Source organism: Streptomyces sp. Tu 2975, from assembly GCF_009832925.1.
Taxonomy (GTDB): domain Bacteria; phylum Actinomycetota; class Actinomycetes; order Streptomycetales; family Streptomycetaceae; genus Streptomyces.
In genome coordinates, this window is sequence record NZ_CP047140.1 from 823,758 (window position 1) to 839,507 (window position 15,750).

Consider the following 15,750-nt stretch of genomic DNA (forward strand, 5'->3'; position numbering starts at 1 on the left):
CGTCTCTTCCTCGACGTCACTGTGCCGGTGGAACCCGCGGAACAGGCAGAGCCACTGATGGTCCTGCAGGGGGCAGTGACCTCAGCTCACGACCTCGCCGTACTGAACCGGTCAGCCCCGCGCAGGACGCTGCCCGCCGGTGGCCGTGGCCAGCGCCGGGCCGGGCCGGGCTACAGACGGCCGTCGGCGCGCCGGCATGGCGGGCCACCGGGTGCGCCACATCGGCCGTTCGGTGCCGTCCGTGTCCTTCGTCTTCCGGCGGAGGAACCGCATGTACTTGTCAAACTCGGCAGCGATGAAGGCTGCGTCCTCGAAGCAGTTGTCGACCTCGACGAACAGCAGCGGCACCCCCTGCCGGGCGGAGACCACGATGTCCGCCTGCGCCCCGCCCCTGCCCGCACTCCCCCGGGCGCCGGTCGCCGGCAGCGGCACCTCCCTCGCGTAGGAGGTGATCGTGCCGATCCCATCGGCTGCCTCCACCACCGCTCGGGAGGCAGCCTGGGCTTCGATCGGTTCGCTCTCCAGCAGCGCCAGATCCGGCGCCGGGCGCATTAGGGCGAGGATCGTCTCGTTGACCGTCATCGCGTGGGTGGCGCCGGTGCGGCCCGCGCCACGAGCGGTGCCGCCCATCTCGTCCGGACCGTTGCAGTTCGTAGGACGCGGCTGCCAGACCCTGCGGTGTCAGCAGGCGCAGCCTCTCCCCGGTCCTGGTGCTGCCGCCGTCCAAGGTCAGGCCGCGCTTGCGCAGATCAGCGAGCGCCCCGCGATGGGAGGCGGTCCGGGCTTCCTTGCGCTTCGCCTCGGTGCTCTTGGTGGTGTGCCGGTAGGTCAGGTGCGGCAGCGCCGCAGGCAATTTGCGGGTCGGACCTTCAGCGCGTCAGGCGTGTCGCACCGGCGAGGGGCGGTGAAGTAGCAGGTCAGAGCGCTCAGAGCGTCAAGCGAGCGTCATGGCCACCCATCCCCTGCTCTCCTCTTCAAGTTTGGTGCACCTGGGTGTTCGCCAGAGTGCGCGCCGATTCCCATCCTGGTCCCCCTTCGACGCGCAGGCCCGCGAAGTCATCAGGCACATTGACAATCATTTTCATTACCGCAATGCTGTTCGGGCCCTCACCGCCCGCCCTTGGGCGGCTGCGGTGGGGGACCACGTTCATCTCGGCCAGGGGAGCAGCATGTCGACATTCCGTAACCGCAGAGAGTTCATGGCTCTGGCCGGTGCCGCCGGAACAGCCGGGGCCCTGGCGCTCACCGGTTGCGGAGCCGGCGCGGAAAGCGGCGGCGCAGCCGATGACAAGGCCAAGCCCAGGCGCGGCGGTCAGTTCCGGGCGCTGTTCACCGGCGGTGGCGAAGCCGAGACCATCGACCCGCACGCCGAGGCCCTGGCCATCGACATGGCGCGCACCAAGGCCCTGTTCGACCGGCTCGTGGACCTGGACGCCACGATGACACCCGTGCCGCGGCTCGCCGAGAAATGGGAGTCCAACGCCGAGGCGACGGTGTGGCGGTTCACCCTTCGGGAGGCGCTCTTCCACGACGGCAAGAAGCTCATGCCCGAGGACGTGCTGTTCAGCTTCGGTCGCATCCTCGACCCGAAGGCGCCCAACCACTTCGCGCAGGCCCTTCTGTCCGTCATCGACCTGAAGAAGAGCCGGGGCGTCGGCAAGAACGTCGTGGAGCTCACGCTCAACAGGCCCGGTGCCGAACTTCCCGCGCTGCTCGGCACGCTCGGTACCGCCGTCGTCAGTTCCCGATACCGCGACCCGGCCAAGCCCGTCGGTACCGGGGCGTTCCGGCTGAAGTCCTTCGAGGCCGGCCGGTCGTTCGCCGCCGAGCGGTTCGATGACCACTGGGACGGCGGGACGTACATCGATGAGCTGCGCATCCTGTCCGCCGACGCCGACGCCCGCGGCAACGCGCTGCGCGGTGGCGAGGCGGAGTACGGCTACGAGATGACGCCGACCTTCGCCCGCACCGCGCAGGCCGACAAGTCGGTGCGGATCGTTGCCGCGAAGGGCAGCACTGCCCACGCGATCGTCATGAAGTGCGATCAGGAGCCCTTCGACAACCCCGACGTCACCCTGGCCTTCAAGCTGCTGGCGGACCGCCAGAAGCTGGTGGACGTCGTGCTGGCGGGCCAGGGCGTCATCGGCAACGACATGTTCGGTAAGGGCTACCAGTACTATCCCGAGGATGTCCCGCAGCGGCAGCGCGACGTCGCGGAAGCTCGCGCCCTTCTCAAGAAGGCGGGCCTTCTCAAGCGAACCGTCTCCATCTACACCTCTTCCGTGGCCAACGGCTTCGTCGAAGCGGCCACCCTCTTCGCCGAACAGGCCGCCGACGCAGGGCTGCGGATCAGGATCACGAATGGTTCCGCAGAGACGTACTTCAAGGACCAGCTGACCAAGGGCGTGATGGGCAGCCACCGTTCGGGCGCCATGACGATCCCCAATTACCTCAACGACCGCCTGCTCACCAAGTCCGCCTTCAACGCCTCCGGCTGGCGCCGCAAGGACTTCGACGCCGACTTCGCCAAGGCGCAGTCCACCACCGACGTCGCAGAGCGCACCCGCCTGTACGGGGAACTCCAGCGCACCGTCCACGAGGAGGGCGGTCTGCTGGTGTGGGGCCACCCGGACTGGCTGAACGCCGTCTCCTCCCGGGTCCGCGGCGTCGAGGAGGCCCCGCCCAACACGCTCGACTCCGCGCGCTTCGACAAGGTGTGGCTGGCCTGAGCATGCGAGGGTACGCCCTGCAGCGGCTCGCCACCGGAGCCGTACAACTGGTCCTGCTCGCGGTGCTGGTGTTCCTGCTGACCTCGCTGCTGCCCGGCGACGCCGCCGATGTCCGGGGCGACGAGGACGCCACGCCCGAGCAGGTGGCCGCGCTGCGCGAACAGCTCCAGCTGGACCGCCCCGCCCTGGAACGCTTCACCGACTGGACGCAGGGCGTGCTGACGGGGGACCTCGGCACGTCCATGGTCAGCGGCGGCCCCGTGCTGGACATCCTGGCCGACTCGGTCGGAATCACGCTGTTGCTGGCTGCGGTGACCTTCGCGGTCGTCGTGCCTCTCGCCGTGCTGCTCGGCATCGTCTCCGGCCTGCGCGAGGGCGGCCGCCTCGACCGGTCGGTCACTTCCGTGACGCTCGCGCTGAACGCCGTGCCGGACTTCGTGCTGGCGCTGCTGCTCGTGGCGGGGCTGTCGTTGCGGCTGGGCTGGCTGCCGGCCACCTGGGTCGGTGTGGGCGCTGCCGACCTGATCGTCGAGCCGGCGCTGCTGGTGCTGCCGGTCACAGTCGTCGCGGCCCGCCTGATCTGCCTGCTGTCCCGGCAGGTGCGGGCGGGCATGGTGACCGTCCTCGAGGCCGATTACGTCATCCAGGCGCGCCGCCTGGGTGTACCGCGCCGAACGCTGCTGCTGCGGCACGTACTGCCCAACGCCGCGGTCCCCGGCATTCAGGAACTGGCCCGGGTGGGCGACAACCTGGTGGGCGGCGTGTTGATCGTCGAGGCGGTCTTCGCGATCCCCGGCGTGGCGACCGCCCTGGTCAGGGCCGTGGAGGCGCGCGACGTACCCACCGTGCAGGGCCTGGCCCTGGTGGTGGCCGTGGCGGCCCTGCTGTTCAGCCTCGCGGCGGACCTGATCTGCCATCGACTCGTGCCACGGACGGAGGTCCTTCGGTGAAGCTCAGAGAGGGCCAAGAGCCCGGGAGGCCGGGCACGACCCTGGCCTCCGTCGGCGGGCTGCTGCTGGTGCTGCCGCTGGGCCTCGCCCTGATCGGCCCGTTGCTCGCCGAGCCCGCGGTTCCCGGGGCGTTCGCCCCGTATGCGGGCGGCGGCGACGAATTCCTGTTGGGCACCGACGGGTTGGGCCGCGACGTGCTGGCTCTGCTGCTGCACGGCGGGCGAAGCGCGCTCGGAATGGCGCTCGGCGCGGTGGCGGTCGCGTACGTCACCGGCGGGCTGGTGGGGCTGCTGGCCGCCTCCGCCCGCCGACGCTGGATCGACGAGTTGCTGATCCGCCCCCTGGATGTGGTGCTTCCCGTGCCCACCCTGCTGGTGATCAGCGTGGTGGCGGTGGGCTGGCGCGGGTCCCCCGTCGCGATCGCACTCGCGGTGGCGGCCGTCAACGTACCGCCCGTGGCGCGGCTGGTGAGGGCGGCCGCCTTGGATGCGGCCAGCAGCCCGGTCGCCGAGGCGTTGCGGGTGCAGCGCGAGTCCCGTGCCCGTATCCAACTGGACTACGTGGCGCGGTCGGTGCTGTCCCCGGTCGCCGCCGACATCGGCACCAGGGTCACCATCGCCGTCTTCCTCGTCGGCTCGGCCAACTTCCTCGGCCTGGGGCTGGACCCGACCGCGCCCGACTGGGCGGTGAGCATCGCCCGCAGCCGCGAGGGTCTGCTGCTCCAGCCGTGGGCCGTGCTGGCACCCGCCTTGATGCTCGTCATGTTCACCGTGGGGCTCAACCTGCTCGCCGACCGCCTGCTGGCCCGCTCCCGCCTTACCCAGGAGGTAGTGCGATGACCTCGCGGACACCCGTCGTCACCGTGCGCGGGCTCACCGCACGGGCCGGTGCCGCCGTGCTCCTCGACGCCGTCGACTTCGACCTGTACGAGGGGCAGGTCACCTCGCTCGTCGGCCCTTCGGGCAGCGGCAAGACCACGGCCGCCCTGGCGCTGCTGGGCGAGGCGGGCCCCGGCGTGCGCCTCGAGGGCCGGGTAGAAGCCGGCTCCGTCACCGTCGTGGACGAGGACGGGATCACAGGGGAAGCGGCGGGGCTGCGGGGACGGGTCGTGGCGTACATGCCCCAGCACCCGGGCAGCACGCTCAACCCGGCCCGCCGCACCGGCGCCGTCCTCGCCGAACTCGCCCGACTGCACCACTCCCCCGGGCCCACGCCGGTCACCGACGCGCTTGAGGCAGCGCAACTGCCCACCGGACGCGACACGGAGCGGCGCTTCCCGCACCAGTTCTCCGGCGGCCAGCGTCAGCGCGTGGCGCTCGCCCAGACCCTCGTGTGCCGGCCCAGGGTCTTGATCCTGGACGAGCCGAGCACCGGGCTCGACACGGTGACCCGTATGCGGCTCGCCGGAGAGCTGGCCGAGCTCGCCCGCACCGGGCTGGCGATCCTGTTGCTCAGCCACGACCACGACCTGGTCCGAGCGCTCGCGGACCACGTGGTCGTCCTGCACCACGGACGTGTGACGGCGTCCGGTGACGCGGCCGACACCCTGCCCGTCCGGGGCCCCCTGACCGCCGCACGGCACGTGCCCCACGCCACCGGTGAGCCGCCGGTGCTCGACGTACAACAGCTCGCCGCACACCTCCACACCCGTGGCCGCGGGCCGGTCCTGCACGGGGTCGATCTCCAGCTGGCCGCCGGAGCGTGTGTCGGCGTGGCCGGTCTGTCGGGCAGCGGCAAGACGACCCTGGCCCGCTGCGTGGCCGGACTCCACGAACGCCACCGCGGTCGGATACTCCTGGACGGCCGTCCCCTTCCGTTCCTGCGCCGCCGCACCGCCGAGCAGAAACAGCGGGTCCAGTACGTCTGGCAGGAGGTACGCAGTTCCTTCGACGAGCGGCGCCCGGTCGTCGAACAAGTAGCCCGAACCGTCGTACGGCTACGAGGCCGGGGCGCTGGTGAGGCACGGCGCGAGGCCCTGGAACTGCTGGACCGTCTGGGGCTGGACGCCGACACAGTGGAGCGCCGCCCCGGTGGCCTGTCCGGCGGCGAACTCCAACGCGCGGCGCTCGCCCGTGCCGTACTGGCCGCGCCCGACGTGCTGATCTGCGACGAGATCACCACCGCCCTCGACGATCACGCGACCCGAGCGGTTCTCCGCGAACTCTCCCGGCTCCGGGAGGAGCACGGCACCGCGCTGCTCTGGGTCAGTCACGACCTGGAACTCCTCGCGGCCGTCGCCCACCACATCGTCGTCATCGACGGCGGACATGTCATCGAATCCGGCACACCCGACCAGGTGTTGCACGCCCCACAAGCCACTCTGACCCGGCAGTTGGTCAGTGCGATGGACCTCGGTACCGCGTCGGCGGCCACCGGTCCGACCGCCTCGTCCGTGTCCGGCGCCTGACCCTGACCCACGACGTTCACCCACCACATCCCCGACCACGGAGGACACATGACCGACCGGACCGCAGCGGGCGCCACGACCGCACAGACCGACGCCCGGGCACTGCTCGACGCGCTGCCCGACACCCTGCCCCGGGACGAGATCCTCGCCATCAATAGCTCCAAAACGGACATCCACACTCACCGCACCTACGCATACAACGGCTGGACGTTCGACCTGCCGGCGGGTGTCTTCAAGCCGGGCGACACCAGCCGCATCGTCCACGACCGCCTGCTGGACGGCACCATCCCGCTGGAGGGCCGGTCGTACGCGGCCATCGGCGCCGGACTCGGCGTCGAGGCCGTCATCGCGGGAGTCCAGGGCGCCCGCGAGATCTACGCGGCCGACGTCCACCCGGACAGCGTCGCCACGGCCACCGCCCACTACGAACGCATCGTGGGCGACCGCGCCGGCACGGTCTTCCGGCCGCTGGTCTCCAACCTCTTCGAGGAGTTCCCCTCCTCCGCCCGACTCGACGTCATCACCTTCAACCCGCCCGCGGTCAGCACGAGGACCAGCGACGACCCAACGGTCATTCGCAACGTTTGCGTGGGCATCGACATCGTGACGCGGTTCTTCGACCAGATCACGGACCGGGAGTTGCTCGCACCCGACGGTGAGATCCATCTGATCGTGTCCAACACCTCGGAGCTCAAGAGCATCGTCGCGTACGCCATCGAGGCCGGTTTCCGGCCGGAGGTCACGCATCGCCAGACCTGGGAGGGCGACAACTGCCAGGCGTACCTCTTCAAGCTGCGCCACGATCACGCCGCCTGACACGGGGAGGAGCAAGACATGCACGAGCACATAGCCGAAGCGGTCAAGGAACCCGATGTGGTGACCGTTCCGCCGGGAGCGGTCTGCCTGCGCTTCGAGACGATGAAGCTGTACTCGGCCCTCGGCGCCGTACGCCACCTCCTTGAGACCGGGCAGGTCAAGCCCGGTGACACGCTCATCGACAGCTCCAGCGGCATCTACGCCCACGCGCTGGCCCTCGCCTGCCACCGGTACGGACTGAAGTGCCACATCGTCGGCTCGACCACGGTCGACCGGACGCTTCGCGTCCAGTTGGAGATCCTCGGCGCCACCCTGGAACAGGTCCGTCCCTCCAAGAACCTGCGCCTCGACCAGAACCTGCGTGTCGAGCGGATCGGGGAACTCCTGCGGGAGAACCCGCAGTACCACTGGATGCGGCAGTACCACGACTCTGTCCACTACCTCGGCTACCGCGACGTCGCCGACCTGATCGGCAAGGAAGTACCCGAAGGGCCGCTGGCCCTGGTCGGCGCGGTAGGCACCGGGGCGTCCACCGGGGCCATTGCTACATATCTGCGCGAAGCAGGCCGTGAGGTGACGCTCATCGGGATCCAGCCCTTCGGCAGCGTCACCTTCGGCGCCGAGCACGTCACCGACCCGGACATGATCATCGCCGGTATCGGCAGCTCCATCCCCTTCCAGAACGTCCGCCACGATCTGTACGACCGTATCCACTGGGTCAACTTCGACTACGCCATGTCCGGCGCCGTCGAACTCCTGCGGGCCAGCGGCATTTTCGCCGGTCTTTCGGCCGGCGCCGCCTACCTCGCCACGCTCTGGGAGCGCGAGCGCGACGACTCAAGGACCTATGTCTTCCTTGCCGCCGACACCGGGCACCGTTACGTCGACAGTGCCTACGCCAACCACCCCCAAGCCATCGGCCTCGGCGCGATGCGGCCCCACGAGGTCACCGCACAGGACGAGTTGCGCCACCCCTGGTCAGCAATGGACTGGCCACCTCGTGAAAGCGCACTGCTGCGCGGCGAACCGCTCCTGGTGCCCGGGGCCGCCTAGCCTCGTCCCGTTTGCCGTCCCCGTTCCCGAAAGGTGTCCTGCCGTGTCCCTCGACGACCAGCGCTCACGCGGATTCGTCCTGTACCGCCGGCTTTTCGGTCCTGCAAAGACCTCGGCCCTGGCGCAGGCCGCGGAGGCGGTGCTCTCCCGGGTGACCGAGCAAGCCCTGAAGGGGCAGACGGAGGTCACCGTGTGGCCGGACGGGCACCGGCTGGAGACGGCGGACGGCAGCACTGTTCACTGGGACCCGGACGCCCGCCCCCCTGCCGTGCGAAGCCTGGCACCCGTCACGCACCTGAATCCCGGCCTGGACGCCCTGTGGACCGACGAGCGGCTCACTGCACCCATACGCCGGCTGCTGAACACCGAGCGGCTGGGGCCGTTCACCTCGAAGCTCAACTTCAAGAGGGCGGGCGTAGGTTCGGAGTTCCGCTGGCACCAGGACCATCCGTACTGGTACTGCTGCGCAGGCCCTGACGCCCAGGACATCGCCACCGCGATGATTTTCCTCGACGAGGTGACCGCCGACAACGGCGCCGTCGAGATCGTCCCGGGAAGCCACCTGGCCGGGCCCGCGCCGCGTGACCGCGCCGAGCCGACCGGGCTGCTCGTCGACACGGCGCGGACCGACGTCAGCGGAGCGGTGACCGTCGAGGCACCGGCCGGCTCCGTGCTCATGTTTCCCGGCCTCATCGTGCACCGCTCGGGCCCCAATACGAGCACCAGGGACCGCCGTTCCCTGCTCCTGTGCTTCCAGCCCGGCGGCCGCCCGACACTCGCGCAGTTGCCGTACCGGCCCGAGCGGCTGGCAGAGCTGCCCTGATCCATGCCCCATTCGTATGCAGAACAGAAAGAACCCCGCATGACTGCCTCTCAGCCGCACTCCGTGCCCGACCTCCAGCAGGCCGTCCTCGACGGCGCCTATGGGCCGCCTCCCCAGGAGCTGGCCGTCACCAGTGCGTTCTGGCTCCACCACACGACCCGGCTCGCCGGAAGCCAGGTCACCTACCGCAACCACTACCTCCTGCTGAGGTCGGGTGACGCCTTCGGCGCCTGTTCCTTCGAACCCGGCGAGCTCGCCGCCGAGTTCTGCGCCGAGGCCTCGGGCCACACCCTCGACCACCTCATACAGAGCGATTCGGCCCCCGTGCGCATCGCCGCCCTCGACGCATACCTGGGCCGTGTCCAGCCGCACCGCACTGCTGCCACGGCGGAGACGGTCACGCTGCCGACCGGCACGCCCGAAACCCGGGCTCAGGCGAGGGACGCGGCCGTCGCCGGGCTGCTCGACATCGCCCCCGGTGCCAAGGTGGCCCTGATCGGCGTCGTCAACCCGCTGGTGGCTGCGATACGCGAGCAGGGCGGTGTCCCGCTGCCCTGCGACTTCAACCTGCGCACCACCAACTGGGGCGACGCTGTCACCGATGACATGAACCAGGTGCTGACCGACGCCGACGCAGTGATCGCCACGGGCATGACCCTCAGCAACGGCAGCTTCGACGTCATCCTGGAGCACTGCCGCAAGCACGAGATGCCGCTCGTCGTCTACGCCCAGACCGGCAGCGCGGTCGCCCGCGCCTTCCTGGGCGCGGGCCTCACCGCGCTGTCCGCGGAGCCCTTCCCCTTCTCCCAGTTCAGTGCCGACGCAACCGCGCTCTACCGGTACCGGGCGGAGCAGGCATGAGCAGCGAGACGAAGCAGCCGGCGGCAGACGGCACCGCCGGTTCGGCGGAGCAGCCCGCCGAAGCCGCACCGAAGACGGCGGTGAGCGGCAACGCCGTGCCGGGCGACTGGCAGATGACCCGCGTCCTGTGGCCTTTCATGCTCGCCTCGGCCGTGGGACTGGTGCCTTTCACCATCTACAGCACGTTCCTCGTCCCCATCGCGGACACGGCGGACGGCAGCGTCGCCGCATTGGGGCAGCTTCGTGGCCTCGGCGGTCTCGCCGCCCTGGCCGTGGGTACAGCGCTGGCTCCGCTCATCGACCGCGTCCGAAAGGATTGGGCGGCAGCGGGCGGACTCGCCGTGCTGGCCCTGTCAGCCGCCTTCGGCGCCAGCGGCGAGTTCCTCCTGCTGACCGCCTTCTGCCTGCTGGTCGGCGCCGGTACGGCCGTGCTCAATCCGGCGCTGACGGCGGCCGCGGCCGATCGCTTCGACAACGACGCGGCCGCGGGCCGCGCAGCGACCCTCATCACTGCCACCCAGTCGCTCACGGCACTCCTGGCCGCGCCCCTGGTGGCGTTGCCTGCCGTGCTGTGGGGCTGGCAGGGCGACTTGTGGGCCGTCGCGGCCATCGCCATCGCCCTCGCCCTGTTCTTCTTCCTGCGAGGCCGGCGCTCCCAGCGCGCCGAGCAGGAGGCCGGCCGGGACGCGGAAAAGGCGACGCGGCCGGGCTACCTCGCGTCGTTCAGGTCGCTCGGCGCCCTTCCCGGAGTGGTTCCTCTCCTCTGCGTGGCCATGCTGAGAACGGCGGCGTTCATGGGATACCTCGCGTACCTCGCCGCCTTCTACGACGAGCGCTTCGGCCTGGACCCCGGCCCGTTCGCCATCGTCTGGACCTTGAGCGGGACCTCGTTCTTCGTGGGCAACCTCCTCGCCGGCCGACTGCTGAGCTCCGAGCGGCCGAGGATCTCCAGCGAGCGACTGATGACGCTTGCCCTGCTGGTGGCGCTGGCGGCTCTCGTAGGTGTCTTCTTCACCCACTCTCTGTTCCTGGCACTTCCCTTGACCGCACTTATCGGGGCCGGTCACGCGGCGGTGGCTGCCTGTGTCACCACACTGCTGGTGCGCCGGTGCGGCTCGCTGCGGGGCACGGCGCTGAGCCTCAACGCCGCCGGGATGAGCTTCGGCGTCTTCCTCGGTGCCGGCCTCGGTGGCGTCGGTCTCGCTGCCGGCGGGTATCCGGGCACTGCCGCGGCGCTGGGCGGTCTGACTTTCGCGGCGCTCGTCTTCGCCCGCGCGGTGGCACGCTCCACCCCTGTTGGTGGGTGAGGAAGCCACCAGTACACCGGGGCATCGATGCGGGAACGCCTGCGGGCCGGCGCCGCGGCCTGTAGGTGTCCCCGCCGTAGAGGCAGGGAATTGATCAGCAGGAGTCGGTTGTGACGGTGAGAACCGAGTCGGGCAGGCGCGTGACACGCCAACGGGCAGCTGTCGCACAGGCCCTCGCCGGATGCGCAGACTTCGTGTCTGCCCAGCAGCTGCACGCGCGAATGGCCGATGAAGGCATCCGGGTCGGCCTCACCACTGTCTATCGCGCCCTGCAGGATGCGGAGCGGACCGGTGGGGCCGACGTCGTGCGGTCAGAGATCGGCGAACGGCGCTACCGGCATCGACCCGCAGCCGAGCACCGTCACTACATCATCTGCCGCAGCTGCCGTCGTGGCGAGCCTCTCGACACCGACGTCGTCGAGCGCTGGGTCGCTCATGTGTCCCGTACGACCGGATTCGCCGAAGTGGACCACACCCTCGAACTCAGCGGCGTCTGCGGCAACTGCCGACGCAACCGAAGCAGGGCGGGTGACGCGGCGCGGTAGGGCGGTCAGTTCAGAGGTTGTCGTGTGCGCGATCAGATGCCCTCTCAGGCCGACGACCAAGCCTGTCACCTCAGGACGGCTGCACCGTCAGTGGCGCGAGCCACGCAACCGCCTCCAAGACGCGCTCCAACGGCGGCAGGTTCAACTCCTGGGCGGTGGAAACCCCTGAGTCCGTCTCCCCGGCGGCCGGGACTTGTGCATCGGCTATCAGAAATCTGAGCGTCGCCTTGAGTCGATGTGGAGGCCAGCAGCCCCGACGTCGTACGAAACGGAGGGTCAGCTCGACGGGCACGCGTCCCAGCGCCACGTACCACCCTCGCGCGCCCACGGCTGCCCCTCACGCTCGAACTGCGGGATGTTGCCGGCGCCGTAACTGACGCGCGCCAGGTCACCGGACAGTTGGTCGACCTTCACATCGGTGGCCTTCTGCGCGCCGTACTGCTGGTGGGCGGTCTTGGCCAGCGTGACCCATGCGGCGTTGGTCATCTGCTTCTGGCAGCGGGCAGAGAGGCGGGCGTAGCCGCTCTCGTTGCCGCTGAAGAGGGCGGCGGTGTAGTCGCGCACGGCCTGCTCTAGCTGCGCCTTTCCGTCGTCGGCCGGCGGGCTACTCGGCTTCTCGGTGCCGGCGTTCTGGCCGGACTTCGGTGACGCGCTGCTCGGTGGATTGTCGGCAGAGGAGCAGCCGGCGAGGGCGAGGAGCAGCAGGGCGGCGGTCATGGCGGTGATGGTGTGTCGCATGGTCCCCCCAAGGACTGGCGTGGTGATGAGAGGGCGCAGCTGTGCATGGCGGACCTCCTTGAGCGGCTTGTGCCGGACAGCAAATCCCCCAGGTCAGCGCACCCTCCCCCGCGCCTTCAGCGGCGTCGCAGGCAGCTCCGGGGCCGGAAGCGGAGGGCCGTCGTAGCCCTTCACCTCGCCGAAGCGGGTCCCGTTCATCCAGTCCTCGCGGGCCTGGGTGATCTCCTCGTGGGTCCGGCCGATCCAGTTCCAGAACATCACGATCTCCTCCTCGAACGGCTCGCCGCCCAGGAGCAGCAGGCTCGCGTCCGAGTCGGCGCGCAGGGGCAGTTCGGAGCGGCCGCAGCCGAGGTAGAGCATCGAGCCGGGGAGTACCGGAACGCCGTCGACATGGGCCTCGCCGGACATGGAGAGCACCGCGTACTCGAAGTCGGGGTCGAGCGGCAGGCGGGCCTCGGCGCCCCGGGTGAGGGTGACGTCCGCTCCCACGAGGGGCGTGTACGTCGTTCCCGGCGAAGCCGTTCCGTCGAGGGTGCCGAGGACGACCGTCGCGCTCAGGCCGGGGGCGGTGACCGCCGGCAGTTCCGTGTGGTGCTGGAAGTGGGGCTCGATGCCGCGGTGTTCCGCGGGGAGCGCCACCCACAGTTGGGCGCCGTGCAGGAAGCGGGCGTGCGGACGGGGGCTCTCCTCCGAGTGGCTGATCGCCCGCCCGGAGGTCATCAGCCCGAGTTCCCGGGGGCGGATGGTGGCCAGCGCCCCCGTGCTGTCGCGGTGCAGGACCTCGCCCTCGTGCAGCCAGCTGACGGTCTGCAGGCCCATGTGCGGATGCGGCGGCACCTGCATGCCCGGCTCGTCGGCGATGTCGTCGGGACCGTAGTGGTCGACGAAGGCCCAGGCGCCCACCATCCGCCGCCCGAGGTTGGGCAGCAGCCGGCGGACCTCGGTGGACTCGCCGAGCTGGACGCGGCGCGGGCTGAGGAGCTCCCGGACGGGCTCGGCGACGACGAAGCCACGCCCGCCGCATACGGAGAGGGTGGCCTGACGATCGAGATTGCTCATGGGGCCAACCTAATCCGGTGCCGGTGCCCGGGGGTCCACCTTCCGCGCCCTTGATTACCGCGGCACGCCGTCACGTGCCCCCACCGCCGGGCCTCTCACGCGAGAAGCCACGTGATCAGCGACAGGGATCCCATGGAGAACAGGGTGGTCAACACGACTGCGTCCCTGACGAGTCGGGTGTCGAGGCGGTACTGCGACGCGAAGATGAACGCGTTCTGGGCCGTCGGAAGGCCCGCGCAGAGCACTACCGCCAGCAGCTCGTCACCCTCGATGCCGAACCCCCACCGGGCCAACGCGTAGGCAAGCAGCGGCTGGACAACCGTTTTGAGGGTGACGAGGACGTGCCGCTCCGCACGCCCGGCGGGCGCGGCGTCCTCGAGGGCCACGGTGCCGGGCTCCGTGGCGCGGGTGTCGAGGGACATGCCCAGCGCGAACAGCGCCGCCGGGACGGCCGCGCCGCCGAGCATCAGGGCGGGTGCGGTCACGGCCTCCGGCAGCTGCACTCCGAGGACGGACACCGTCACTCCCGCGGCCGACGCGGCGATGATGGGGTTGCGCAGCGGCAGCCACAGGAAGCGGCTGCGGCCGCCGGCGCCGCGGCCCGCGTCGAGATCTATGAGTGTCAGGATCAGTGGGGTGACGAACAGCGTCTGGAACAGGGCTGCCGCGACCACGAACGAGGCGTCACCCAGCACATGTACGGCCACGGGGATGCCGAGGTTGGCGGAGTTCACGTACGCGCCCGCCATGGCGCCGATCGCCCGGTCGGCCCGTCGGCGGTGGAACACCCACCGGCCGATCAGCAGGCCGAGGACGAGCATGATCAGGACGCTGGCGGCGAAGACCGCCACGCCGGGGCTCAGGAGGTCGGACACGTCGGCCCGCGACAGTGTCATGAACAGCAGCGCGGGCATGGCGAACGCGAAGGCGAACCGGCCCAGCACCGACTGGGCGTGCTTTCCGAGTACGTCGTACCGGCCGGCCGCATAACCGACGGCGGTGATCGCCCAGATGGGCAGAAAGCCGGAGAGCACGGTCACCTGCCCAGCATGCCCGACGGTGATCAAGACCTCTCCGCCGCCCCGGGAAGGTGGAGCCCGGAGACGGCGAAGTTCGAGGGCCGGTGGAGCCCCGGGGAGAGTGGGCTGCCTTGACGGCGGAGACACTGTCGGGACGGTATACCTCCGCGACACGACACGGACCTCGGGGGTTCGGGCGGGAGTCACAGGTTAGGCCGCCGTCCCGGTGCGTGCCGTACCGAGGGACGGGCGGGGTGAAAACCCGTCAGTTGAACGGGTCGAGCGTGACGTACGCCGTCTGCGGATTGCCGTCGTGCACCAGTGACTCGTGGGCGCCGACGTCGTCGAAGGCGAAGGCGTACGCCTTGCCGTCGGCCATCTGGGCGTGGATCTTGCGGGCGTAGTGGTTGGTCACGACGTCCTTGTAGAAGTTCGCGGAACCGGTGTCCGGCTGGTTGGGGTTGACCAGCAGTGTCGAGCGGTTGAAGCCCGCGCACAGAGTGCGCGAGATCGGGCCGCGCACGTGGTCGTTGGGGGCGTCGAGCCGCTTGTAGCATCCGAAGACACTGTCGGAGTCCGGCTTCTGGAAGGAGGTGACGACGGTCCCGGAGCCGTTCGTGAAGTTCATGACCCCGCCGGAGACCCGGCCGTAGTACTTGGTGCCGGGCTGGTGGGCGAAGGGCGTGACCGTGAGCGTCGAGGTGGTGTACTTGTTCCAGACCCGGTTGATGTAGTCGTCCATGATGTTCGCCGGGAGCGCGCCGGCCTCGATGCCGTGGCCGGGGCGAGGGCGCGCAGGACGGTGCCGTCCGCGCGGGTCTGGATGAGGTTCGCCCACCCGCCGGGCTGGCCGCGCAGGGCGTTGTAGAAGCCGTTGTAGCCACCGGGCTTGAGGTGGCCGGTGTTCTTGACCGTTCCGTCGGCGGCCTGGACGCCGACCGCGTAGGGGGCGGAGAACATGTCCACCTGTGTGCTGTTGATCCACAGGCCGGAGTCGTTGAGTGTGTACTCCGACCAGTTGAAGAGGATGTTGCGGTTCGGGTCGCTCGGATTCTGCACCGCGGGCTGCACCAGGCCGCCGGTGGTGAGCTTGAAGACGAGCTTCTGCCCGTACGAGAAGTAGATGCGCCCGGAGAACTTGGGCATCCGGATCGTGACGGAACGGCCGGACGCGGGACCGGCGATCGACGCGTCGGGGGCCGGCGTCGGTGGGTTGCCGCCGGCAGGCCAGGGGTGGAACGTGCCGCTCGCGTCGGCCCAGCCCTGCCGGCCGGTGCTGAGCTCCGTGCCGAGGTTGTAGATATAAACCGGCTCGCTGCGGCCCGAGTTGTTGGTGAACTTGAGCGGGATGGTCGCGGGCACCGCGGCTTCCGCCGTCGCAGTGTGCCCGGTGGCGGTGACAGGCACCGCGGCTTCCGCCGTCGCGGTGGGCCCGGTGGCGGT

At 70.1% G+C, this 15,750-nt stretch carries 14 protein-coding genes and 1 pseudogene; 10 read left to right on the forward strand and 5 right to left on the reverse strand.

Annotation, left to right across the window (positions count from 1 at the left end):
• Positions 1-111: 111 nt before the first annotated feature.
• On the reverse strand, positions 112-630 hold the full coding sequence (locus tag GLX30_RS34600) for a hypothetical protein (RefSeq protein ID WP_208545349.1): 519 nt from the start codon (positions 628-630) through the stop codon (positions 112-114).
• A gap of 539 nt (positions 631-1,169) precedes the next feature.
• On the opposite strand from GLX30_RS34600, the gene GLX30_RS03575 reads away from it, so the two are divergent.
• From GLX30_RS03575 to GLX30_RS03620, 10 genes are all read left to right on the forward strand, one after another.
• Positions 1,170-2,729 (forward strand): ABC transporter substrate-binding protein, encoded by a 1,560-nt coding sequence (locus GLX30_RS03575; RefSeq protein WP_159683394.1) that lies wholly within the window; start codon positions 1,170-1,172, stop codon positions 2,727-2,729.
• Between the two features lie 2 nt (positions 2,730-2,731).
• The gene (locus GLX30_RS03580; protein WP_159683397.1) at positions 2,732-3,679 is read left to right on the forward strand and encodes an ABC transporter permease; all 948 of its coding nucleotides are present in this window, start codon (positions 2,732-2,734) and stop codon (positions 3,677-3,679) included.
• On the forward strand, positions 3,676-4,518 hold the full coding sequence (locus GLX30_RS03585) for an ABC transporter permease (protein ID WP_208545350.1): 843 nt from the start codon (positions 3,676-3,678) through the stop codon (positions 4,516-4,518). The genes GLX30_RS03580 and GLX30_RS03585 overlap by 4 nt, the downstream gene beginning before the upstream one ends.
• A complete protein-coding gene (locus tag GLX30_RS03590) occupies positions 4,515-6,086 on the forward strand; it encodes an ATP-binding cassette domain-containing protein (RefSeq protein ID WP_159683400.1) in 1,572 nt (523 codons plus the stop codon). Before GLX30_RS03585 ends, GLX30_RS03590 begins: the two co-directional genes overlap by 4 nt.
• 48 nt (positions 6,087-6,134) lie before the next feature.
• Positions 6,135-6,902 carry a methyltransferase gene (locus GLX30_RS03595; protein ID WP_159683403.1) on the forward strand — a complete coding sequence of 256 codons (768 nt, stop codon included), beginning with the start codon at positions 6,135-6,137 and terminating at the stop codon, positions 6,900-6,902.
• A gap of 18 nt (positions 6,903-6,920) precedes the next feature.
• A complete protein-coding gene (locus tag GLX30_RS03600) occupies positions 6,921-7,955 on the forward strand; it encodes a pyridoxal-phosphate dependent enzyme (protein WP_159683406.1) in 1,035 nt (344 codons plus the stop codon).
• Between the two features lie 43 nt (positions 7,956-7,998).
• Positions 7,999-8,778 carry a phytanoyl-CoA dioxygenase family protein gene (locus GLX30_RS03605; protein WP_208545351.1) on the forward strand — a complete coding sequence of 260 codons (780 nt, stop codon included), beginning with the start codon at positions 7,999-8,001 and terminating at the stop codon, positions 8,776-8,778.
• Between the two features lie 39 nt (positions 8,779-8,817).
• The gene (locus tag GLX30_RS03610) at positions 8,818-9,639 is read left to right on the forward strand and encodes a DUF364 domain-containing protein (RefSeq protein ID WP_159683409.1); all 822 of its coding nucleotides are present in this window, start codon (positions 8,818-8,820) and stop codon (positions 9,637-9,639) included.
• On the forward strand, positions 9,636-10,946 hold the full coding sequence (locus GLX30_RS03615; RefSeq protein ID WP_208545352.1) for an MFS transporter: 1,311 nt from the start codon (positions 9,636-9,638) through the stop codon (positions 10,944-10,946). Before GLX30_RS03610 ends, GLX30_RS03615 begins: the two co-directional genes overlap by 4 nt.
• Positions 10,947-11,086: 140 nt before the next feature.
• Positions 11,087-11,491, forward strand: coding sequence for a transcriptional repressor (locus GLX30_RS03620; protein ID WP_244258414.1), 405 nt, complete (start codon positions 11,087-11,089; stop codon positions 11,489-11,491).
• Between the two features lie 276 nt (positions 11,492-11,767).
• Here GLX30_RS03620 and GLX30_RS03625 read toward each other — a convergent pair whose 3' ends face one another.
• The 4 genes and pseudogenes from GLX30_RS03625 to GLX30_RS03640 all read right to left on the reverse strand — a co-directional run bounded on the left by GLX30_RS03625 (position 11,768) and on the right by GLX30_RS03640 (position 15,714).
• Complete coding sequence (locus GLX30_RS03625; protein WP_159683412.1) at positions 11,768-12,229, reverse strand: hypothetical protein; 462 nt, start codon at positions 12,227-12,229, stop codon at positions 11,768-11,770.
• Between the two features lie 93 nt (positions 12,230-12,322).
• Positions 12,323-13,288: a pirin family protein gene (locus GLX30_RS03630; RefSeq protein ID WP_159683415.1), complete on the reverse strand. Its 966-nt coding sequence runs from the start codon at positions 13,286-13,288 to the stop codon at positions 12,323-12,325.
• A gap of 95 nt (positions 13,289-13,383) precedes the next feature.
• Complete coding sequence (locus GLX30_RS03635; RefSeq protein ID WP_159683418.1) at positions 13,384-14,328, reverse strand: AEC family transporter; 945 nt, start codon at positions 14,326-14,328, stop codon at positions 13,384-13,386.
• Between the two features lie 244 nt (positions 14,329-14,572).
• Positions 14,573-15,714: pseudogene (locus tag GLX30_RS03640) on the reverse strand (glycoside hydrolase family 64 protein).
• Positions 15,715-15,750: the final 36 nt, after the last annotated feature.

What these genes read in the sequence shown, in the direction of transcription:
- GLX30_RS34600 (WP_208545349.1), bottom strand. Translation starts at nt 630, where the DNA reads ATGGGCGGCACCGCTCGTGGCGCGGGCCGCACCGGCGCCACCCACGCG.
- GLX30_RS03575 (WP_159683394.1), top strand. Translation starts at nt 1,170, where the DNA reads ATGTCGACATTCCGTAACCGCAGAGAGTTCATGGCTCTGGCCGGTGCC.
- GLX30_RS03580 (WP_159683397.1), top strand. Translation starts at nt 2,732, where the DNA reads ATGCGAGGGTACGCCCTGCAGCGGCTCGCCACCGGAGCCGTACAACTG.
- GLX30_RS03590 (WP_159683400.1), top strand. Translation starts at nt 4,515, where the DNA reads ATGACCTCGCGGACACCCGTCGTCACCGTGCGCGGGCTCACCGCACGG.
- GLX30_RS03595 (WP_159683403.1), top strand. Translation starts at nt 6,135, where the DNA reads ATGACCGACCGGACCGCAGCGGGCGCCACGACCGCACAGACCGACGCC.
- GLX30_RS03600 (WP_159683406.1), top strand. Translation starts at nt 6,921, where the DNA reads ATGCACGAGCACATAGCCGAAGCGGTCAAGGAACCCGATGTGGTGACC.
- GLX30_RS03610 (WP_159683409.1), top strand. Translation starts at nt 8,818, where the DNA reads ATGACTGCCTCTCAGCCGCACTCCGTGCCCGACCTCCAGCAGGCCGTC.
- GLX30_RS03615 (WP_208545352.1), top strand. Translation starts at nt 9,636, where the DNA reads ATGAGCAGCGAGACGAAGCAGCCGGCGGCAGACGGCACCGCCGGTTCG.
- GLX30_RS03625 (WP_159683412.1), bottom strand. Translation starts at nt 12,229, where the DNA reads ATGCGACACACCATCACCGCCATGACCGCCGCCCTGCTGCTCCTCGCC.
- GLX30_RS03630 (WP_159683415.1), bottom strand. Translation starts at nt 13,288, where the DNA reads ATGAGCAATCTCGATCGTCAGGCCACCCTCTCCGTATGCGGCGGGCGT.